This window comes from Candidatus Villigracilis proximus, from assembly GCF_016717045.1.
Taxonomy (GTDB): domain Bacteria; phylum Chloroflexota; class Anaerolineae; order Anaerolineales; family Villigracilaceae; genus Villigracilis; species Villigracilis proximus.
In genome coordinates, this window is record NZ_JADJUO010000001.1 from 62,215 (window position 1) to 84,127 (window position 21,913).

18 protein-coding genes, 2 tRNA genes and 1 pseudogene are annotated in these 21,913 nt (G+C 49.3%); 10 read left to right on the forward strand and 11 right to left on the reverse strand.

What is annotated here, in order from left to right:
* Positions 1–19: 19 nt before the first annotated feature.
* From IPL71_RS00355 to IPL71_RS00370, 4 genes are all read right to left on the reverse strand, one after another.
* Complete coding sequence (locus tag IPL71_RS00355) at positions 20–709, reverse strand: zinc metallopeptidase (RefSeq protein WP_345317989.1); 690 nt, start codon at positions 707–709, stop codon at positions 20–22.
* Positions 710–730: 21 nt separating this feature from the next.
* Positions 731–1,990 (reverse strand): S41 family peptidase, encoded by a 1,260-nt coding sequence (locus tag IPL71_RS00360; protein WP_345317990.1) that lies wholly within the window; start codon positions 1,988–1,990, stop codon positions 731–733.
* Between the two features lie 99 nt (positions 1,991–2,089).
* Positions 2,090–2,338 carry a hypothetical protein gene (locus tag IPL71_RS00365; RefSeq protein WP_345317991.1) on the reverse strand — a complete coding sequence of 83 codons (249 nt, stop codon included), beginning with the start codon at positions 2,336–2,338 and terminating at the stop codon, positions 2,090–2,092.
* On the reverse strand, positions 2,339–2,974 hold the full coding sequence (locus tag IPL71_RS00370) for a pyrimidine 5'-nucleotidase (RefSeq protein WP_345317992.1): 636 nt from the start codon (positions 2,972–2,974) through the stop codon (positions 2,339–2,341).
* A gap of 20 nt (positions 2,975–2,994) precedes the next feature.
* Here IPL71_RS00370 and mutL point away from each other — a divergent pair, with 20 nt between their 5' ends.
* A complete protein-coding gene (mutL, locus tag IPL71_RS00375; RefSeq protein ID WP_345317993.1) occupies positions 2,995–4,551 on the forward strand; it encodes a DNA mismatch repair endonuclease MutL in 1,557 nt (518 codons plus the stop codon).
* A gap of 70 nt (positions 4,552–4,621) precedes the next feature.
* Positions 4,622–5,602 (forward strand): GGDEF domain-containing protein, encoded by a 981-nt coding sequence (locus tag IPL71_RS00380; protein WP_345317994.1) that lies wholly within the window; start codon positions 4,622–4,624, stop codon positions 5,600–5,602.
* Positions 5,603–5,639: 37 nt separating this feature from the next.
* Here IPL71_RS00380 and IPL71_RS00385 read toward each other — a convergent pair whose 3' ends face one another.
* From IPL71_RS00385 to IPL71_RS00410, 5 genes and pseudogenes are all read right to left on the reverse strand, one after another.
* Entirely contained in the window at positions 5,640–6,866 is a 1,227-nt protein-coding gene (locus IPL71_RS00385) for a DUF1501 domain-containing protein (protein WP_345317995.1), read from the reverse strand.
* Between the two features lie 9 nt (positions 6,867–6,875).
* A pseudogene (locus IPL71_RS25680) lies at positions 6,876–8,602 on the reverse strand (DUF1800 domain-containing protein).
* A 115-nt stretch (positions 8,603–8,717) separates the two neighbouring features.
* Positions 8,718–9,494, reverse strand: a complete 777-nt coding sequence (locus tag IPL71_RS00400) for a lipoyl(octanoyl) transferase LipB (RefSeq protein ID WP_345317998.1) — start codon at positions 9,492–9,494, stop codon at positions 8,718–8,720.
* 17 nt (positions 9,495–9,511) lie between these two features.
* A complete protein-coding gene (locus IPL71_RS00405; RefSeq protein ID WP_345318779.1) occupies positions 9,512–10,840 on the reverse strand; it encodes an FAD-binding oxidoreductase in 1,329 nt (442 codons plus the stop codon).
* 127 nt (positions 10,841–10,967) lie between these two features.
* Complete coding sequence (locus IPL71_RS00410) at positions 10,968–11,798, reverse strand: SDR family NAD(P)-dependent oxidoreductase (RefSeq protein WP_345317999.1); 831 nt, start codon at positions 11,796–11,798, stop codon at positions 10,968–10,970.
* Between the two features lie 143 nt (positions 11,799–11,941).
* Here IPL71_RS00410 and IPL71_RS00415 point away from each other — a divergent pair, with 143 nt between their 5' ends.
* The 6 genes from IPL71_RS00415 (at position 11,942) to IPL71_RS00440 (ending at position 17,117) form a co-directional block, all read left to right on the forward strand.
* On the forward strand, positions 11,942–13,210 hold the full coding sequence (locus IPL71_RS00415; protein WP_345318000.1) for a sensor domain-containing diguanylate cyclase: 1,269 nt from the start codon (positions 11,942–11,944) through the stop codon (positions 13,208–13,210).
* Between the two features lie 73 nt (positions 13,211–13,283).
* On the forward strand, positions 13,284–14,207 hold the full coding sequence (locus IPL71_RS00420) for a diacylglycerol/lipid kinase family protein (protein ID WP_345318001.1): 924 nt from the start codon (positions 13,284–13,286) through the stop codon (positions 14,205–14,207).
* 46 nt (positions 14,208–14,253) lie between these two features.
* Complete coding sequence (locus IPL71_RS00425; protein WP_345318002.1) at positions 14,254–14,949, forward strand: hypothetical protein; 696 nt, start codon at positions 14,254–14,256, stop codon at positions 14,947–14,949.
* Positions 14,950–14,963: 14 nt separating this feature from the next.
* The gene (locus IPL71_RS00430) at positions 14,964–15,368 is read left to right on the forward strand and encodes a hypothetical protein (protein WP_345318003.1); all 405 of its coding nucleotides are present in this window, start codon (positions 14,964–14,966) and stop codon (positions 15,366–15,368) included.
* A gap of 89 nt (positions 15,369–15,457) precedes the next feature.
* Positions 15,458–15,862, forward strand: coding sequence for a helicase-associated domain-containing protein (locus IPL71_RS00435; protein WP_345318004.1), 405 nt, complete (start codon positions 15,458–15,460; stop codon positions 15,860–15,862).
* A gap of 76 nt (positions 15,863–15,938) precedes the next feature.
* On the forward strand, positions 15,939–17,117 hold the full coding sequence (locus IPL71_RS00440; RefSeq protein ID WP_345318005.1) for a glycine C-acetyltransferase: 1,179 nt from the start codon (positions 15,939–15,941) through the stop codon (positions 17,115–17,117).
* Positions 17,118–17,294: 177 nt separating this feature from the next.
* Here the strand turns inward: IPL71_RS00440 and IPL71_RS00445 are convergent, their stop codons facing one another.
* Complete coding sequence (locus tag IPL71_RS00445) at positions 17,295–18,812, reverse strand: FAD-dependent oxidoreductase (RefSeq protein ID WP_345318006.1); 1,518 nt, start codon at positions 18,810–18,812, stop codon at positions 17,295–17,297.
* 36 nt (positions 18,813–18,848) lie between these two features.
* On the opposite strand from IPL71_RS00445, the gene IPL71_RS00450 reads away from it, so the two are divergent.
* A tRNA-Ser gene (locus IPL71_RS00450) sits at positions 18,849–18,936 on the forward strand.
* 83 nt (positions 18,937–19,019) lie between these two features.
* Positions 19,020–19,109: transfer RNA gene (locus IPL71_RS00455), tRNA-Ser, on the forward strand.
* 136 nt (positions 19,110–19,245) lie between these two features.
* On the opposite strand, the gene IPL71_RS00460 is transcribed toward IPL71_RS00455, so the two are convergent.
* Entirely contained in the window at positions 19,246–21,846 is a 2,601-nt protein-coding gene (locus tag IPL71_RS00460; protein ID WP_345318007.1) for an S-layer homology domain-containing protein, read from the reverse strand.
* Between the last annotated feature and the right edge of the window lie 67 nt (positions 21,847–21,913).

Here is a 21,913-nt window from a genome sequence, read left to right on the forward strand (position 1 = left end):
CGAAGTCTATGGTTTTTATTTATCTGCGTCTGCCGCCGCTGACGAGGGAGACGTAATACAGCAATTGCAAAATGGCAGTCACCAGACCGGCGACATAAGTCAGTGCGGCTGCGTTGAGCACAGCATTGACGCCGCGCTGCTCTTCGTCAGATTGGATGATGCCGGTTTGCACGAGCAGTTCCTTCGCGCGGGCTGATGCGTTAAATTCCACGGGCAGGGTGGCGAGGGCGAAGACCGCTCCGCCGGCGAAGACGATCACACCCAGCCAGGCCAGTTCGGTGAAACGCAGGAAGAGTCCGATCATGATCAATATCCAGCCGAGGTTGGAACCGATGTTGACGATCGGTACCAACGCAGAGCGGAAGCGCAATGGGAAGTAATCTTCTGCGTCCTGCATTGCGTGACCGAGTTCATGCGCCGCGATGGCAACCGATGCGACAGATGCCACATTGGCCACGCCCGGCGAAAGGAAGAGAGTCTTGTTACGCGGGTCGTAATGGTCGGTTAGATTTCCGGCCACGCCTTGAATTTGTACACCGACCATGCCGCCCGTGGATAGCAATCTTTGCGCGGCTTGCGCGCCGGTCAACCGGCTCTGGGTGGGGACACGGCTCCATTTGTTATACGCGGCTTTGACATACCACGATGTGAGTGCCATCAAAATGAAGGCGGGGATCATGTACATTAAGTAAGTTGGACTGAAAAACATTTTTACCTCCAGTGCTAAGTATTACTTTCCGATCATTTCCAAAAGGACTTCCACAGCCTTATCGAGCTGCGGATCAAGTTCGTTTTTAAAATCTTCCTCGGTTCGTTCCACGACCACGTCGGGAGTGAGCCCGATATCGTGGATGGTGTTTTCACTGGGAGTTAACCATTTGGCGATGGTCACACGTACCGCGCCATTATCTCCGTTGAGGGGAATCCAATTTTGTACGGAGCCTTTTCCGAAGGAGGTAACGCCGATCAGTTGCGCGCGCCCGGTATCCTGCAAAGCGCCAGCTACGATCTCAGAAGCGGAAGCAGAGCCTTCGTTGATGAGCACCACCATGGGGATATTGGGGTCGGTTGCCATGCCGCCAGAGATGACATCATAGGTTGTACGTGTGCCATCACCGTATTGTTCATAAAGCACAACGCCTTCAGCGATGAATTGGGATGTTACTTCAACAGAGGTTTGTAAATATCCGCCGCCATTGTTGCGCAGGTCAAGGATGATACCTTTGGGATTTTGCGCCATCAGATCTGTCAGCGCGGCCAATAATTCGGGTGTGGTTTTATCGCCGAAAGTGGTGATTTGAATATAGGCGATATCGTTTTCAAGCATTTCGCCTGTGGCTGATTTCAGAGTGATCTTTGCACGCACTACGTCAAACTCAAGCAAATCTGCTTCACCTTCGCGCAAAATTGTCAGGTGGACAGTGGAGTTGGCGGGGCCAAGTACTTTGGTGCGCGCCACTTCTGCGTCCACGCCGGTCATATCTTCGCCGTCAATGGCAACCACCTGGTCGCCGGGTAACAGGCCTGCGCTTTCAGCGGGCGAGCCGGGGATGGGGCTGGTAATGGTCATGTATTCGGTGGTGGTATCTACATATGCGCCGATGCCTTCATATTCACCTGAAAGGCTTGAGTTCGCATTAGCGAAATCCTTGGGATCCATGTAAGTGGAATGCTGGTCGCCGAGTGCGTTCATCATGCCATTGATCGCGCCGCGCATCAGCGCGACATCGTCTACGGGTTGATCCACATAATACTCATGGACTATAGTCCACGCTTCCCAGAAAGGCGAGAAGAGCGATTGAAGTTCCGCCGGGGTAACGGATTGCTGCGCCGGTGAGGTGGTGGGAGATACAAATGTGGTTGGCTCCGTGAGCCCGGGGATGCCTGCAAAGGGTAGTAAATGTCCGCTTACAAATCCGCCTGCGAAGGAACCAAGCGCGATCACGATCACGACCAGCACAAGCAAAATAGTCTTTAAAGTGTTATTCATAATAGTCTCCAATTTTTAACTTTACGATCCCTGGAAGATACCATTCGGGGATTAATGTTTGCTGAATTCTTTATACGATTTATGTAAGAAATGGTTCCACTATTCAGAGTCAGGCGGATTATCCTTCTTACCCCCGTTTAAATCCTCAATTTTTTGGCGCAGTTCCTCCATGGAGTTGTCTTTTTTCTGATTCGACGGGTTGAACATATTGCCCATCGATTCGAGAAAATTCGTCCCTTTGCGGCTGGAGTGGGTGATCGAACGCACCATGCCATACATGATGGCATTTACGCCAACGATAAGGATGATAAAAGCCAATCCGCCCCAAAACGCGCGGGTGTTTTCCATTTACAACTTCTCCATAATATCCGTTAAGTCATTCCAGTCTAAAAGACTCGCGCTGGCATCTTCGCTTGAGGCTGTTTCGCCAAACAAGATACTCGACATGCCGATCGCTTTCGCGGCGCGGGTGGTGCGCTTGAGATCGTCGATCATGATACAACGCGCCGGGTCACTTTCACCGGCAAGTTTCATTGCAATCGAAAACGCTTCAGGCATGGGTTTGCAATATGGAGCGACCGTGGTTACATCAATGATGGTGGAAAAGAGGTCACGCAGATTCAGCGCGGTCAGCACTCTTTCAGCGTGGGGAATGTCTGCGTTTGTAAAGATCAGGTTGCGGGTTGGGAGCGAAGCGATGATCTCGCGTTGCTGCGCATCGGGAGTCAGGTAATCTTCCAGGCGCAGATCATGCACGTAAGCCAGAAATTCCTCTTCGCTGATGTTATGATGCTTTTTCAAGCCATGCAAAGTTGTGCCATATTGCAGATAATATTTTTCACGCAATGCCGGAATTTCAGCTTCAGGAATATTCATTCGCTCGCGCATAAAATCATTCATGCGGTTTTTGATGGCCAGCCATAGCCCGGCGTTGGATGGATAGAGGGTGTCGTCGAGATCAAAGAAAATAGTTGTGAATCGCATTCGGAGATTATAATCTGCCAATGCCTATTCGTCTTTTGTCTTCCGATGTGTCTTCGCAAATCGCTGCGGGTGAAGTTGTTGAGCGCCCTGCTTCTGTTGTGAAAGAATTAACTGAAAACGCGCTCGATGCGGGCGCGAAAAATATTTCCATTTCAATTGTAGATGCCGGGCGGACTTTGATCGAAGTGGCGGATGACGGACACGGCATTCCAGCCGACGAGTTGGAGTTGGCCGCCGCGCGTCATGCGACCTCGAAACTGATTCAGTCCGAAGACTTGTTCCACATTTCGACATTAGGCTTCCGGGGCGAAGCTCTCGCTTCGATCGGTTCCGTTTCGCACATGAGTATTACATCGCGTGTTGCTTCTGCCAAAGAAGGCGCGCGCTTAAAAGTGGACGGGGGCATTTCGGGCAAGGTTGAAAAAGTTGGCGCGCCGGTTGGGACCGTGCTGCGCGTGGAAAATTTATTTTATAACGTGCCTGCGCGTTTGAAATTCTTGAAAACAGATGTGACCGAAAGACGCGCAATTGATTCACTGGTCACGCGTTATGCGCTGGCCTATCCGAATGTGCGCTTCAAAGTGACCGATGGCAAGCAAGCCACATTGCAAACCGCCGGAGACGGTGACCGGCGTTCGATCCTCGCTGCCTTATACGGCGTGGATGTTGCCAAGCAAATGCTCGAAGTGATGGCTGTGGAAGAAGGACTATCTTTAACTGGCTTTATCAGCCCGACTTCACTGACACGTTCCAATCGCAAGGAAATTACGTTCTTCGTCAACGGGCGCTGGGTGCAGGAATTCTCGTTGACCACGGCTTTGTTTCAGGCGTATCACACCCTGCTGATGGTGGGACGTTATCCGCTGACTGCTTTGTTTTTGGATATTGATCCCGAAGATGTGGATGTGAATGTTCATCCCACAAAAGCAGAAGTGCGCTTTAGAAGTCAGGATAAGATCTTTAGTTTTGTCGAAAGTCCGTCTTTCGCCCCTGTTCCTCTTTTGCGTTTGATCGGTCAGATCGGCTCGACTTATATTGTTGCCGAAGGGCCTGATGGTTTATATCTCGTGGATCAACATGCGGCGCATGAGCGTGTTTTATTTGAAAAGTTAATGGCACAGCATGATCGAAAGAGTATTCCATCTCAATCCCTGCTGGCTCCCGAAGTTGTGACTCTGCCTCCACAATCTGCAAAGGCGTTGATGTCTCAATTGCCATTCTTAAATCACTTTGGTTTTGAAGTGGAAGAATTCGGCACGAATACATTTCAAGTCCGCGCCATGCCTGCCTTGTTTGCGGGCGGCGATCCTTCTTTTGCGTTGCGTGCGCTGGTGGAAGATTTTGAAGAAGATGAAACCCCATTGCAGGCTGAGGTGGAAGCCAAACTCGCGGCGCGTGTTTGTAAACGGCTGGCTGTCAAAGGCGGACAGACTCTCACAACCGAAGAACAGCGTGCCTTGTTAAATGACCTCGAAGCTTGCGCATCTCCGCGCACTTGTCCGCATGGGCGGCCAACAATGATCCACTTATCAGTGGATGCATTGGAGCGCCAGTTCGGGAGAAGAGGTCCGCGTTAGGGAGTGATGGACGGTTGCTAAAATTGTAAGGTGGACAAAAAAATGCGATGAATGGGCTAAAATTGAGTTTATGAAACCATTGGTGGAGTTAATCTCAACGTATGATGTGGGAAACCTACTTGAAAATATTCATGCCATGATCGCATTGGTGGAATATGACGGTACATTGGTTTCATGGAATAGCGCTTTCGGCTCTTGTAAGAAATTATTCCCTGCTGCGAACAAGCTGGGGGATTTTTTTTCTCCGAGCGAAAATGGTCAATTCATTTCCAGACTACACTTAAATTCAAAAGAACATTGGGTCGTAAAGCTTCCAGTCCAGATCGGTGAAGAGGGTTTCTCAATCATCTGTGATTGCGTGTTGATCCCCGTCTCGAAAGAGCACGCGCTTTTTATCGCTGAAGAAGTCGACTCTGCTTCGGCTTTTCACGAAGTTGTTGAGCGATTGAATCGACAGGTAAAACTGTTTCAGATCGAGAGTGAAGTGACCAAGAAGATCGCCCGCAATAAACAGATCGAAATGGAAGCGGTTATGGTTCAGGCGCAGGAGGTGGCGGAGATTGATGCGCTTACTTCGCTGCTTAATCGGCGTATGATCGTAAAAAAACTTCAGGATGAAGTTTTGCGCGCCGAAAGATATAACAGTCTGCTTTCGATCTCTGTCGTGGATGTGGATCATTTTAAAATTGTAAATGACACCTATGGACATCCCGTGGGGGATGAGGTCTTAAGACAGGTTGCCAATCAATTGCAGGATCATATTCGTCACCCTGATCTCGCGGGGCGTTACGGCGGGGAGGAATTTCTCATTCTTTTGCCGAGTTCCAACGCAAATGCCGCCGCAGAACAAGCCGCACGTTTGTGCAAACAGATACGTGAAATGGCCGTGCATGTTAATCAGCACCAGCAGACGATAGGTATCACCATCAGTATTGGCATTACCCAGTTTAAAAATGGCGTGGATACCTGGGATACTTTATTGAACCGCGCAGATAATGCAATGTACGAAGCAAAGAATAATGGCCGTAATCGCTGGGTCATCGCAGATTAAAGAAAAACTCCCGCAGGATTTTTCCTGCGGGAGTTTTTTATCTATAAATCCCGAGCGGATTATATTTTCCTGAAAAGCCGGGGAAGATATTTTCGATGTTTGAATTCCCAAGCCGTTTACTAAGCAATTCACTTAATACCTGACGATAATCTGTTGTGACCGCGAGATCGGCGTGATCGTATAACTGATCGTTGTGCAAACCGGGCCAGTTACCAAAAACTTGTCCGCCGTTGACATTGCCGCCGAGCGTTAACATCACCGAGCCGTGACCATGATCCGTGCCATAGGATTCATTCTGCACGAGGCGCCGTCCAAACTCGCTGATGACCACCACTGATAAACGGTCTGTGTAACCTGAATCAAGGTCAAGATAAAAATTGGCGAGACCGGAGGAAAGTTGATTGAGCAGGTCGCCGATATAGCCGCCGTTGCCATCGGTTTCATATTCGTGCGTGTCCCAGCCGCCAAAGTCCACGGCGGCCACGCGCAGACCTGCATCCAGTTTGATCATTTGCGCGATGGTCTTTAGCTGCTGACCGAGTTCATCGTCGTTATAGGTCGCGCCATTTGACGGTTGATAGTCCTGCTCCACCAGCGGACTGACAATGCTTAACGCATCCAATGTGCGCGCGCCGGCCTGATGTAAAAGCGTGCTGCCTTTGTATAGTTGACGCAATGCGGCCTGCTGTGAGCCGACCAGATCGTTGCCCCATTGCGAAAAATCAGAAGGCGAATTTACGCTGACAGTGGGTACAAAATTAAGCAGAGACGTGGGCTGCCCCGCTGTGGAAACAACCGGCAAAATGGAATTGACACCCGTCTCCTGCAAGTGGCGGGTGATCCAGCCTGACGTTGTATTCTTTAATCCGGGCGTGCCGAGTTCGATAAATTCCTGTGCATCAAAGTGACTACGGGTATCGTGGTCCAAACCAACAGCGTGGACAATGCCCATCTTGCCGGCCTGGTACAGGTCATGTAATGGACCGAGCGCGGGGTGTAGTCCAAATTGATCGTTGAGCGGCAATAGATCCGTAATGCGCAGGTTGGGGCGTGCTTTCTCATAGAAGCCGCGATCATCGCCCTGCAGCGGCGGGACAACATTCAGCGCATCCCAGCCGCCGCGTAAAAACACAACCACCAAAGTGTCCGATGGATTGTTGTCTTGCGCAAAAGATAAATTGGTCAGGCGCGCACCGGCCATCGATGCGATGGCGTATGAACAGCCTTGTAAAAATTGTCTGCGGGAATTGATAGATTTAGGCATGATATTTTTTTATTTCCATTGAAAGTCGGGACTCATCAGTATCACTTCCACCATGGCAGGCAGAACATATTGCACGTGGTCATCGGGCAGCTGCTCTTGCGTGCCATATTCCTGCGCCATCACAGCGATGATTGCAGCACGGTCACTTTCAGACATGGCGCGGTTGAGAATACGATTGATCCAGAAATCTGCGAGTCCTTCTGCGGTGCGTATGTCTGCCGGAGTTTGTGAATATACATCGGTGCGGATCACATGTCCCTGCTCATCGTCGAGCCAGTTTTCGGTGATGCCCACTGCAAAATTCCAGCGATATAAAATGGACATTGAGTTTGCCCAAACTTCCTTCACATCGGGGTAGCCATCCGGCGGACGGCGTTCGAAGAGTGCCTGTCCCATCAAGCCAAGCATCCACGAAACGCCGCTCGGGATTTTCGTGAAGTCTGTATTCAATGCACGCATCGTGGAGATCACTGCTTCAAGCGGACGTTTGATCTTTGCGCCAAAGGTCTGGCTGAATTCAGGTGACAACAAAATGGTTTCAACCACGCGTTTGAGTTGATCGGGCGCATCTTTATATGCGAGGAAGGTATCCGCGGCGGCCTGCACAACTGCGTCAGATGGCGAGTCGCTGATTAATCGACGGGCAAGTTTCCGGGCGATGTGACGCGCGGTGCCCGGGTGTGATGCCAGAAGATCGAGCACGTCGCGCCCGTCTTTTAAATCCTCTTGATCGGCGGGGATGTAACGTCCCAACACCAATTTGTTGAAGCGGTCATGCCAGGATTTGTAGTAAATAAAGTTGCCGGTTTTTTCGACTCCATCTTCCCAATCGCCGAGATCATCATCGATGCGCCAGCCGGTGAGACACCGCGCCGCTTCATAGACATCGTTATCAACATATCCGACTGCAAGACCGTTCGCATCTTTCTCAACTGAATTCGGGTCACGCACCCCCAGATAATTTTCTGCGCCGAGAGTGTGTAGTTCAAATAACTCACGCGCGAAATTTTCATTGGGACCCGCATCGGAGCTGTTGTTTTGATTCAGGTAATACAACATCGACGGATGCTGCGCGACGGCTTCCAGCATCTGCCTGAAATTTCCGAACATGTGTTTGCGTATACATCGCGGTTGTAAGAGACCAGCAAGGGCACACCGTCATCCTGCCAGAAAAATATATTGAAATGGTTGTGCCAAAAATCCGCGAGCACTTCTGTCAATTGTTTGCGGCTGTACACAGCACGCAATAAAGTTACATCAACCAATTCATAAGTTGGTTTGCTGTACCAATCCCAATAGGTATCATCGTTGGAATCATACGGATTGCTGGCGATATGATCCGCGTATAGCTGCTCGTGTGATTTGTGCAGAGTTTCAAATGCGGCTGCGGTATAACGCGTTTCAAATTCACTGTCGTCAATCGAATCAGGATTGAGTTGTTGATTGACATAAGCACGCAGGCGTTCTTCATCGGTTGCGCCGAGTGCGTTGAACGCATCGAAATCTTCAGGGCGCGGACCGAAGCTCATGCGATTCAATGCGATCACCGCCAGCGGAGCGGTCACTGCCGGCGCTTGCGGCGGAACCACCTGTGGAACCGGCGGTTCAATTTGTGGTTGTGTGGCGGTTGGTGTTTGATCTGCTGAACACGCAGCGGCAAATGATGCGGCGGCCAGTGTGCCGCCAAGTTTAAGAAAATCACGCCGCGATATTTTTGAACGGGTTGGGGAAGTCATTGTGCCTCCAATGTAAGATAAAGAGAATTCTAAAGCAAGTGTTCTTTTGTTCAATCACCCAAAAGATTGGAATTATGCTCGGAGCGCGGACTTCAGTCCGCGAGTTGTTTGAGAATTAAAACGCCTGCTCAAAAGCCTGAGTAATTTCCTGTTTTACTTTTTTCATTGTAGGAACAGGCATGAGTAGATCAGCCAGTGAAACGACCGGCTCGTTTAATCCGCAGGCGATAATGCCCTCGAAATATTCCATATCAGGATCGACATTCAAAGCGAAGCCGTGACGTGTGACTCCGCGCGCATCCACCTTGACGCCGATCGCTGCGATCTTGGCCGGCTTTTCCTTATCTTCCGGTTTGCAATTCTGACATCGCGAATGGACATCCGCTTGCACCCAAACCCCGCTCATCCCGGACCGTTGACCTGTTCCCACTCCGAGATGCATCAGCGCCGCGATCAGAGTTTTCTCCAACCTGCGGACATAGCCTACATAGTCAGAATTAACACCAGACCTGACAGGTTTTATCGAGTCGATTTCAGTACTTGAAGAATCATTCTCAAACCTGTCAGGTCTAATCGGTGTAAGTGGAATTAACGGATAGCCTACTAATTGTCCCGGCCCGTGATAAGTCACATCCCCGCCTCGATCCACCCAATGCGTGGAAATTCCTTTTTGCTTTAACTGTTCTTCATTCCAAAGCAGATTTTCTGCATGGCCTTTTCGTCCAAAAGTATACACGTGAGGGTGCTCAAGCAGCAAAAGTGTCGGCGGGCGTTTTCCCTCTGCGATCTCCGCCGCGTACTCATTCTGCAAATTCCATGCAGTTTCGTATTCGATCAAGCCAAGGTCAATGATGTTTAATTTCATACCGATAAAATATAAGGGGCGCGTCACCGCGCCCCTGCAATATATCAATTTCCAAAAATTCTTTTGTACAGGTCTGATTCAAGCAGACCATGCGGATCACAGCGTTTTTTTAATTTTCTAAATTCAGCCAGAGTCTCTTCGCCATAAAAAGCCTGCGCGGTTTCAGCGGAGGTTTCGCTATTCTTTGCGAAATAGAATCTGCCGCCGGCCTGCAAAATGATCTTATCAAATTGTTGTAACATGGCGCTTAACCGTGCGCGGTTGCTGTTCGTGACTTTGAAATCCATCGCGAGTGAGAAACCATCTACAGCGTGAGTGAGCAGGAATTTATCAGGGCGGTGACGTTTGGTTACGCCCAAATATGAAGGCAAGCCATTCTTTTGTGCCAGCTTAAGGACTTCGGTCCACGCGGCTTCGGCGGTTTCTTTTGGAACAAAAGATTGATATTGGATCAATCCGCCGCGGCCAAAGGAATATTCCCAGTTGGGGACGTAATCCAGTAGAAAGTGAAAGGCGGCATGAGATTGGCGGAAGGTGTGCTTACGTAATGACGCAATATATTTTGCGGTATTAACTCCCCAGGTACCGAAATTGTTCACAAAGGGCGCCATAAAATAATGCAGCAGTGATTTGGGGAAGACGCCAAAGATCATCGGCGGTAAAACCTGATTCTTGATCTTCATCGTTTCCTGCGGATTTGGATCTTCGCCTTCATGCAGATAACGGGTGGCGTGAATTTGTCCACGGCCAAGGGATTTTCCGCTGGCGATGCAATCCAACCAGCCGACGATGTAATCGTGGTCGGGAGCGCCTTCGAGCAGGCTGGAAAGCTGTTCGTGTAGATTCTGTACGGGAAACGCGTCCACAGTCAAAAGTCCGGAATAGATGCGTTTCATTTGCATGGTGACGGATGTGAAGATGCCCAGCATTCCAAGTCCGCTGATCATGGCGTAGAACAAATCCGCATTCTTGTTTTGAGAACAGGTGATTTCTGCGCCGGTGGGCAGGATGGCGGTAAATTCAACAACGTGTTCGCCGATGGGTCCCATCTTGAAATTATTCTTGCCGTGAATGTTTGCGCTCAGACATCCGCCGAGAGTTGTTTTCATTGTGCCTGATACAACAGGCGGCCACCAGCCATCGGGTTCCACTTTTTGCCAGATCTGTTCGAGGGTTGTGCCGGGCTGCGCGGTGATAAGCCCCGTGGATTTGTCCCAGCGGGTGATGGCGTTCATGCCGCGCATATCCAAAATGATTCCGCCGCCGGTTAATGCGGCGTCGTTATAACTGCGCCCGGCGCCACGCGCGGTGACGGAAAGTCCCGTTTTTTTTGCGAGGCTGAAAGCTTCTTGAATTTCTTCGGTTATGTTGATTTGATGGAGATACGACGGCGCGCTATGCGAGTGACCAAAGTTTTCGAGTTGTGTGAAATGTTTTTTTCATGGGAGTTTGAAAATAACCCCTAAAGGTCTTCAAGACCTTTAGGGGTTTGAGTGATGACTAGAACGACATGCGGCGGAAGATCACCGATGGCACGTGTTGAATGATGAGCATGATCCAGCGCCAAATGGATGCAGTATAAATTACTTGTTTGCGTTTTCGCATGGCCTGATAAATATCTTCTGCTGCTTTTTCAGGCTCAATTGCAAAAGGGGTTGCGCCTTGTGCAGCTTTGACCATTTCTGTTTTTACGAAACCGGGTTTTACAGTCAACACGTTCACGCCGTGACGGGTGAGTCGATTGCGCAATGCTTCGAGATAAGTGGTTAGTGCGGCTTTGGAGGTGTTATAACCGGGGTTGCCGATCCGTCCGCGGTCACCGGCGACGGAAGAGATGCCAACGATCTGTCCGGCTTTTGCGTTTTGGAACATTTCCGCCACGGGGCTGAGCCAGGCCATGGCGCCGATCACGTTGACTTCGATCATCTTGCGGTCGCCTTCGAAGTTGTAGTTGTTCAGTCCAGGCGGGAAGTTCACGCCAGCCATGAAGACCACTACATCCAGTCCGCCGAGGTCTGCAACGATTTTATGTAACAACGCAGGAACTTTGTCGTATTCAGCTGCGTCATGCACATACGCCAAAGCGCGCACTTCTCCGGTACTGGTATTTATTTCATTGCATAGGGTTGTGAGTTTATCCTGACGGCGGGCGAGAAGTGCGAGGGTATAGCCTTCTTTTGTCAACTTGCGGGCAAGCGCCGCGCCTATCCCATCAGATGCGCCAATGATGATTCCCCGTTGGCGTGGATTCAGGGGTGTGGCAGGAGCAGGCTTGTCCTGCGAAGTTCCCGAGGAGGGATTTTTATCGAAGGGTTTCGGTGATTCAGACACATTTGCCTCTTAATTAAATGGATGATTTTTATTCTAACACAGTATAATTGACGCTGAAAAATGTTTGATAATCGGACAAGTTTGTACCAGATAGTACATACGGGTCGTTGTGATGTTTTTTATGGCGTGATAAAAAGGCAGGAATGAACACTGAAAATCAGAAGCGTGCTGGGGTTTTTCAGCGTGCCTGGGAAATTATTGAAAAAGATAACACCATCCCTCTTGAAGATCGGGAGGGTATCTTAAAGTTGATTCAAGTCTTAATTGAGGCGGGAGCATCATCCACACAGCAAAAAAAGGATGATCAGGTAAAAAGTTATACACAGGAAATTATTTCAAGACACGCATTGATGAGTCTGGTAAAACAACAGGCCGATGAATTGGATGCACTCAGACGCATCGGATTAAACCTTACCTCCAGCCTTGACCTGCAAACTGTTTTGGATGCAGTTGTCGCGGAAGCCATGCGGCTGATAAAAAATGCCCGCGCCGCGCATATATTTTTATTCTATGAAAACAAACTGGAGTTTGGTGCTTCTCTAACCAATGATGGTGTTCAAAACAAACCCATCGCTTTCCCCCGTTCAAGCGGACTGACCTATGAAGTGGCAAAAAGAGCTGAATTGATCATGGTGGAGGATATCCAAAACCATGCGCTTTATAAGGACGGAATGAATACCTGGAGCGGTTCGATCATTGGCATTCCCCTGAAATTTAACAATTCAATTGTCGGCGTGATGAATCTTTCACGTTCCATTATTGGCGCGTTTACGCGTTCTGAGCTGCGTCTGCTTGGCTTGCTTGCCGACCAGGCTGCCGCCGCCATTTCCAATGCCAGCCTGCACAGGCGAATGACACAGCAGGCTTATACAGATAGCGTCACCGGACTTCCCAATCGTCATGCGTTGGATGAGCGTTTGCAGGAAGAAGTGCGGTACGCGCGCCGGATGGAAACGCAATTCTCTGTGGTCATGATGGATCTTGATGGATTCAAATTAGTCAATGATACATACGGACATGCGTTTGGAGATGAGATCCTTTATTCCTCATTTAATTATCTTGCGCAAAATATGCGCGCCACTGATTTTCTTGCCCGTTATGGCGGCGATGAATTAACCCTGATCATGCGGAACTCCGGTGTGACCGAAGCCCAAAGCGTGACCACCAAGATATTTGAATTAATGGCCGGGTATTCGCTTCCACATAATGGCAGTCAGGACACAAGTAAAATAAAACTTGGCATTACTGCCGGTATCGCTGTGTATCCGATCCATGCTCAAAATGGAGGCGATCTGCTGCGCGCGGCAGATATTGCCTTGTATCAAGCCAAAAAACATCATCGTGGAAAATATGTGGTCGCAAGCGGAGCCACAGGTCCGCTGCATGAGATAAAAATAAAAACCAGCCGATAAATAATTATAGACAACCAGCCACTTTGATGGGATTGCGGGGTTATATATTTAAATTCCAATTCTAGGAGCCATCATGCCCCGTAAAGTAAAACTCATTCTTAATCCCATGGCCGACATGGGACGAGCCTGGAAAACAGCCAATGACCTGCGCCCGGTTGCGCAGGAATTCAAAGGCGAATTGACCTGGAGCGGAACGGTTTATCCCACTCACGCCATTGAGCTTGCCAGACAAGCCGCAGAAGAAGGGTATGACATGGTGGTTGCGATGGGCGGCGATGGCACTGTGCATGAAGTAATGAATGGACTGATGCAAGTCCCCGAAGAGAAACGGCCGGTGTTGGGCATCGTCCCGATCGGTTCCGGCAATGACTTTGCTTACGCCATGGGGGTAACGCAAAAATCATCACACGCCCTGGCGCACGCGCTCAAGGCCGAAAATATTCATGCCATAGATATCGGCTTAATGACCGATGAACATGGACGCAGGGAATATTTTGATAACACCCTCGGTATTGGCTTTGATGCAGTGGTCACCATCCGCACGCACAAACTGCCCATTATCAAAGGGTTTCTCATGTATCTCACCGCGGTCATTCAAACCATCATCATGAATCATAATCCCGCAAAAATGCAGATCGCAACAGAAACTGAAAAATGGGAGGAGGATGTCATCATGCTTACCCTGTGCAATGGTCCGCGTGAAGGCGGCGGATTCATGCTCTCGCCCGATTCAAAAAATGACGACGGCATCATGGAATTCCTGACCGTCAACAAAGTTTCCCGTCCCACCATGTTCCGTCTCGTGCCCGAATTCATGAACGGCACACACATGCGCTTCAAACAGATCCGCATGGGGAAATTTAAAACATTCAGCATCACATCAGACCTGCCGCTTTACATCCATGCTGACGGTGAAGTGTTTACCAGTTTTGGAAGCAACCTGCGCAGTGTAAATTTTCAAATTTTGCCGCAGGCCTTGAGAGTTGTAAAAGGATAAAATAAAATTCCTTCGCCGCCTGCACAAGGGATGATAGAATCAAAAAATGCCAAACCTGCTTGACTCACTACAAAAAAAAGATATGGGACATCTGCGTATCGTTGCCGGATTGTGGGGACTTGAACTGGATTCAACCGAAGCAGACTCTGCCGCTGAAGAACTCTCCGCATCCCTCCTCGACTTTGAAGCTGTTCGGGAAACAATGGAGATTCTCTCCGCTGACGCACGTGCCGCCCTACTCTCCCTCGTTGAAGCAGGCGGCAAAATGGAATGGGTTTCCTTCGCGCGTAAATTCGGCGAGATCCGTGAAATGGGCGAAGCCAAACGTGACCGTGAACGTCCGCACCTGAAACCGATTTCTCCCGCAGAGAATCTTTTTTATCGCGCCTTGCTTGCCAAAGCCTTCTTCGATGCCGATAAAGGCGCGCAGGAATTTGCCTACATCCCCGATGACCTGTTCGAGATCATTGATGAAGAAATGAAAGAAACAATCGCGGAGACGGGCAGAAAAGTTGTTGAACCATTAGGCCGTCTTGCAACTCCGGTTGAAAAAGCATTCGAGATTCCTGCATCAGATCATATCCTTGATGATGCAACGACCTATCTCGCAGCACTGCGTTTGGGTAAAACCGATTGGAAGTTTGACCCGCAGCTTACAGCCCTTTTAACAACAGCAGAATTATTAAAAAAAGCGCACCTCAAGCGGAAAAGATCAAGTCTTTTCTTGAAGCTTCACGTGTAGATGCATTAAAAATATTGACTGATGCCTGGCAGGTTTCACAGACCTTTGATGAACTGCGGCTGCTGCCCGGCATTCTCTGTGAAGGTGAGTGGAAGAATCAACCACTGGTGACCCGCGAATTTTTATTCGATCTGGTGAATTCCGTTCCGCAAAATAAATGGTGGAGCATTCCCGCTTTTGTGCGCAACATCAAAGAGAAGTTTCCAGATTATCAACGCCCCGCCGGTGACTATGACTCGTGGTTTATCAAACGCGAATCAGATGGCCAATTCCTGCGTGGATTTGCCTACTGGGATCAAGTGGACGGCGCACTGATCAAGTATTTCATTCAAACTTTGCACTGGCTGGGAATGGCGGATCTGGCTTCCCGGAAGCGAATGGTCTGGCAACGGCGTTTCGTATTATTCTTCTTTCGTTGAGAAGTCAAAAGCTGACCGACCTAAGACCAGACAAAATTAGTAGTTACTTCCAACGGAAAGATCACCTTCCCGCGATCTTTTCCCGCGCTGTGCGTTATCAGGTTTCGCGCTTTTGTGAGTGGGGTGAAGAATATGCTGATGAATATAAATATCAAGTCACATCACAATCTTTGACGCATGCTAAAGAGCAGGGACTGAAAGCCGAGCAGCTGCTGGCGTTGCTGGTGAAATATACAAGCGGAACGGTCCCGCCGGCGCTGGTGAAGGCGCTTAAGCAATGGGATGCGCACGGCACTGAGGCCCGGGTGGAGAGTCTGCTTGTGCTAAGAGTCAGCAGGCCCGAGATTATAGAAGAGATTCGCAAGTCGAAGGCGAGTAAATTTCTGGGTGAAGTATTAAGTCCGACGGCGGTGGTTGTCAAAGAAGGAGCCATCCAAAAAGTAATAGAGGCGCTGACAGAGTTGGGGCTGCTGGCAGAGATTAGAAAAGAATAATGAGTGGGTGTCATGATGTATTTGTGACACCCATTTTTTATTGTGTCGCTATAATATTTGTACCAAGGAGATCAACATGTCAAAAACTGATTGGATCCAGCAAGAGATCGATGGCTTGAGATCGCAGGGGCTGTATAACAACATCCGCACGATCGGCTCGCCGCAAGGCGCATGGCTGACGGTGGATGGAAAGAAGGTTTTGAATTTCTGCTCGAATAATTATTTGGGGCTTGCGAATCATCCCGCGCTGGTAGCGGCTGCGAAAAAAGCGACAGATGAAATGGGCGTTGGCCCCGCGGCAGTGCGTTCGATCGCAGGCACAATGTCACTGCATGTTGAGCTTGAAAAAAGACTCGCACAATTTAAAGGTGTTGAAGCCGCGATCACATTTCAATCGGGCTTCACTGCAAATTTAGCGGTGATCCCTGTGCTGGTTGGCAAGGAAGATGTGATCTTTTCAGACAGATTGAATCACGCCTCGATCATTGACGGCGCGCGTTTATCTGGCGCGAAAATTATTCCTTATGAGCACAATGATGTGAAATCATTGGAAGAACAGATCAAGGCCAATTTGAGTCAATATCGTCGCGCGTTGATCGTGACCGACGGCGTCTTCAGCATGGACGGTGACATTGCGCCGCTGCCTGATATTTATGAAGTAGCGAAAAAGTACGATATTTTGCTGATGGTCGATGATGCGCATGGCGAAGGTGTACTTGGCAAAGGCGGACGTGGTATCGTGGATCACTTCGGTTTGCACGGCAAAGTGGATGTGGAAGTGGGTACGATGTCTAAGGCTTTTGGTGTGGTGGGCGGAATCATTGCCGGTAAACAAGTCATCATTGATTGGCTGCGTCAGCGTGGACGTCCGTTCCTGTTTTCGTCAGCGGTGACGGTGCCCGATGCGGCGGCTTGTCTCGCGGCGGTTGACCTGCTCGAAGACTCGACTCAACTTGTGGATAAGCTGTGGGAAAACGCAAAATATTTCAAAGCCGAAATGAAGACTCTCGGATTTAATACCGGTGTGACTGAAACCCCGATCACACCTGTCATGCTTGGTGAAGCTCCGCTCGCACAACAATTCAGCCGTGAGTTATTTGATGCGGGTGTCTTCGCGATGGCGCTCGGTTTCCCAACCGTGCCGCAAGGCAAAGCGAGAATCCGCGTGATGATCTCGGCCGCGCACGCGAAGGACGATCTCGATAAAGGTTTGGATGCGTTTAAGAGTGTGGGGAAGAAGTTGGGTGTGATTTAGGAGAAGAGTGAGAAGTGAGAAGTGAGAAGTGAGAAGTGAGAAGTGAGAAGTGAGAAGTGAGAAGTGAGAAAGCGACGCGGAGTGACGCTGTTTTTTTACTTTGTGATAAAAACTTTTCGGCAAATACATCAACGATAAAAAGGTTGAAAGTTAATTAACTTTCAACCTTTTTACTTATTACTTGTTACTTATCACTCTCTTTCTTCTATTCTTTCTGCCCTTCATCATTAAACTTTCGATCCATGCGGCCATTGGCTCGGGCGGCGGAGATGATTTTATATCCCATGTTTCCATGTCGCGCGCAATGAGTACGCGGTTGGCGGCTTCCATGCCGGTTACGCAGGCGCGTTCCAAAAAGAAGGCGGGCGTTTCGTGACGAACCCAATCACCGGCGCAAAATAAATTTTTCCACGGTGTTTCAATTCCAAGATGTGTACCGCGTTCGCCGATCTCAGGCAGCGTGTGTGTGGCCTCGTTGCGCTGTAAATACGGCGCGATCAAATGTCCTTTTAATTCGGGGAATGCGCGATAAAAATCAGTGATGACATTGGCGATCAAAACCGCATCGGGCTGTGCCAGTACTTTTTGCGGGCCATAAACATGCACTTCAATGCAAGTGCCGCCTGTTTCTTCGTGCCATTTTTTATAAGGCGCATAAATTTTTTCAAGCCAGAAAAAATTATGCATCACAAAATCGCCGCTGAACATTCCAGACTCGGGTCCTTTTCTTGGCTGCGCATCAAACCACAAACGGATGACTGCGTGCCCGAGTCCATGCGGGAAGAAAAATGTCTCAGCAGGGAAACTGCTTTTGATAATTGAACCAGCTGCGGGTGAGTCAGATGCGAGGATGATAAATGGGGCAGAGTCAGCGCCTGTGAGTCCATCCCGCTCCCAGTGAGCGATCCAGTCCCCATCTTTTTCAACTCGAATCACTCTGGACTTGAATCTGAACTCGCCTCCGAGATTCATGATCTTCGCTGACAGTTTTTCGCAGACATCGCCGCCGCCATTGGGAAGATACTCAAATGCCCAGGCATCGCGGCGCATGAGCGTGTAGAAGCGCAGGAAGGCAAGAAAGCCCGCCAGAGGAACCTGATCGGGGTCGGTGGCGAGGCCGTTGCGGGTGAGACCGAAAAATAGCGAGCGAAAAGCAGGTCCCCAGCGTTTAAGTGTTTTGCCAAAGGTTAACCCCGCGAGCGGTTGATCTTCAACGAAGGGATCAATGCCAATCGCCATCACCAGCACAGACCAGACATTGAAAATGGAAAGCAGGTCACGCAGAGTTAACATGCCCCAAAAGCCCGGCGAAAAAAATAATTGAATGTAATGAAATGGCGCGGGGATCATGCTGCGGCGAATCGTTTTTCCGATCGGCACACGCCGCACTGAATTGCCCACACGATAGATCCATTGTTCATCAAGCGCAGGGGTATATTGCGAAACGACATCATGCCGTTTTAGCATATGTCTGAGATTAACATACGATGACCAGATGCCATGTACGCCATGTTCAGACGGAAAACTCTGGTCTTTTATCTTTATTTCTTTATTCCCTGAAAGACGCCCGCCCGCAATTTCACCTGCTTCGAGGATCAATGGTTTCAGTCCGCGCTCGGCGAGATGCAGGGCGGCGGTGAGCCCGGCCACTCCCGCGCCAATGATAATGACATCGTAGTCCGTTTGTTTTTGCATGATGATTGATTATATATGGTAAAATCGCTTTCGCCTGGAGGGGTGGCCGAGCGGCTGAAGGCGCATGTCTTGAAAACATGTTTGGGTCACACCAACGTGGGTTCGAATCCCACCCCCTCCGCCAGGCTGATTTGATCCGTAGTGACAGCTTTAGCAACTGTCCTTGTGCGACTAGCCGAATGTAAGAAGTCGCTACTACAAAAAACTGGGGAGGTGCCAGAGTGGCTGAATGGGCTCGCCTGCTAAGTGAGTGCTGGGTAAAACCAGTCGCGGGTTCGAATCCCGCCCTCCCCGCCATACACGAAAACGCGCTCCGCAAGGGGCGCGTTTTTGCATTCAGTCTTTGGTCCCCACAGGGGATGATATTCGATCCCGCCGATAAAAAGCACATTCCGTAAGGAATGTGCTTTTTTATCTTTTTATTAGTTGGTTGTTATGGCAGATTAAACGCCTTTACCAGGAAGATCGCCATTTGTGCGCGTGTGACCGGGTTATCAGGACAGTAGTTCGAGCCGCCGCATCCGCTGGTGATTCCTTCCAGTGCGAGTTGCTCAATCCACGCGGCAGCCCAGTATGTTGTGGGTACGTCAGTAAAGGTGCCTATCGCTGGAGGAGGTGTATAGTTTGAGCCATATTTAGCCTTCAAAAGGAAGATCGCCATTTGAGCGCGGGTTACAGCATTATCAGGACAGTAGATATTGCTGCCACAGCCTCCAGTAATGCCATCCTGTGCCAGTTTTTCGATCCATGCGGCAGCCCAATAAGTACCGGGTACATCACTAAAGACATTTCCACTGGCGGCGGAAGGTACAAAGGAGGAGCCATTTTTTCCTTTTTCCAGGAAGATCGCCATTTGGGCACGAGTAACTGTGCTGTCGGGGCAGTATTGCAAGGGACTGAGCACACAACCACCAGTAATGCCGGCACTATACAGGCGTTCAATATAACTATTTGCCCAGTAGGATACTGGCACGTCATTAAAGATCGCACTGGGTCCTAAATATACAGTTGTGATATCGTCCCATTTGGAATTGTTAAGATCCAACTTTTCAAAACGTGAGTCCTTCATGATATTCAGGAAACCAGTTTCGCCGCTTGAGCCGCCGTAGTAAATACGGTAATCTGGAGCCGTACAATTGCCGACAACTTCATAAGTGTTGATCTTATTAAAGTAGATAATTGCGCGCACAGCAGGATAATCAGCCAGTTTACTGAAAGTATCCTCTATCCAGGCACTCTTGGTTTGGCTTGGGTCACCCGCATTGACAGGTACACTGAGCACACCGGTTTGCGAAATAAAGATCGGCTTGGATGGCGCCATAACTCGCATTCGGTCGAGATAAGGTTTCATGGATGTATCGAACTTATCCCAGGAAGCATATTGGGTAGGGCAGCCGCCATAGTTGTACGCACTGAAAGAAATAATATCGGTATACGCATCACCCGGGTAAAAATATTCAAATTGTTTCCAGGAGTAGGTGGGGTTATTCCAACCATTGGGGGCAAACACCCAACGCACTGCGTCTCGCGGCACGCCTGCATTATTGAAGATGGTGCGGATGCGGATAAAGGCTTGAATAAATGTCGGACCATCTGATGCGTAAGCCGTCCAATCCCCATTCATTTCAGGCATGGGCGCAATATAGGCTTGTTTTGTATTGCCTGCCCACTTTTTGAATTCCACTGCCCAGACAGTTAATTTAGCATCGCATAAACCGCCGGCAATATCATAAGCGGTTTCACAATTCTCATCATAATAACCATAAGGTTTTTCCCAGGGTTCACTGGGCATGAGATTTATAAATGGCATGAAGCCAGCATCCCATGCAGCATCCAATTCATGTGGGATATTCCAAACCGGGTTAAATGTAATTCCAATAAAATCTCCGGCAAAGGTGACGCCGCTGGCGCCGTTACTGGTCAGCCAATTACTCATGGCGGGTACTTCACCGATGCTTGTTTGTAGATCCAAACTTGTATATGTACCGAATAGAATTTTTAGAGCATTCACAGTAACGGCACGCGGAGAACCAAATGCGGCAGAAACATTTCCCACCGCGTCTTTTACCCAGGGATAGAGGGTATAGGAACCGTTACTAGCAACTGTAAAATATGTTGGTTTTGTGCCAGACCAGCCCACAGCACTGGAGGCAGGCTTTGCGGCTGACGTGGTAATTAAGTACCCAGTCACACCAATGTTATCTGACCCGGTGAAAGCTGTGATTGGTATGTAGAAACTTGCAGATGGAGAAGTAATGGTAAATGTGTTTACTGTCGGGGCTGCGGCATCTACCATAACTGTAAGTGGTGTGCCAAAGACTATAGAGATATTGCCCGCTGCATCTTTTGCCCAGGGATACAGGGTATAAGAACTATTGCTGGCTACTGTGTAGGTAGTGGGCGCAGTCAAAGCCCAGCCTGCATCGCCAGCAGAAGGCGGCGTAGCGGAAGTAGTGATCAGATACCCGGTTACGCTGGTGTTATCTGAAGCCGTAAAAGCAGTGACTGGAATGTTTAGACTCGTGGAGGGGGTGGTGGCTGTAAATGAGGGCACCGTTGGAGCTGCAGTGTCAATAACAATAGCAGAACTGCCTCTGAGGGAGCCTGCGTCTCCTGGAGTTGGTAAAGCCAGAGTAGCATCGTTGGCATCGGCTGAGTCTTTGATGGTTCCGCCATTCAAGTCAAGTGAGTTTGTGGCTGCGTAATCAAGATCAGCAGATGCATCGCCAGCTTGAACAACATAGTCAAAAGTTAGCGTATCTGTTGTACTTCCACTTGTGTAATTTACATACTGGTCGGTTGTTCCTGTCTCTAAAAGCAACCTCGGAGTTCCAGTTACATTTACTACTTGGTCGAACAATATTTCGATCTGAATAGTATCTCCAGCCTTGTAAGCCCCGTCTGCTGTAGCGGATGTAACACTACTCACTGTAGGCGGGCCTCCCGCGCGAACTTGCGTTGGGGCAGCAAACACGGTTAATAATACAAACACAGCTAAAATAATCGTGAATGGTTTAATGGATAAGTGTTTCAATTTTATCTCCTGTAATTTGATTGTGCGACATCATAAATTGTTTAACTTCTGTCGAAAAAAGAACTTT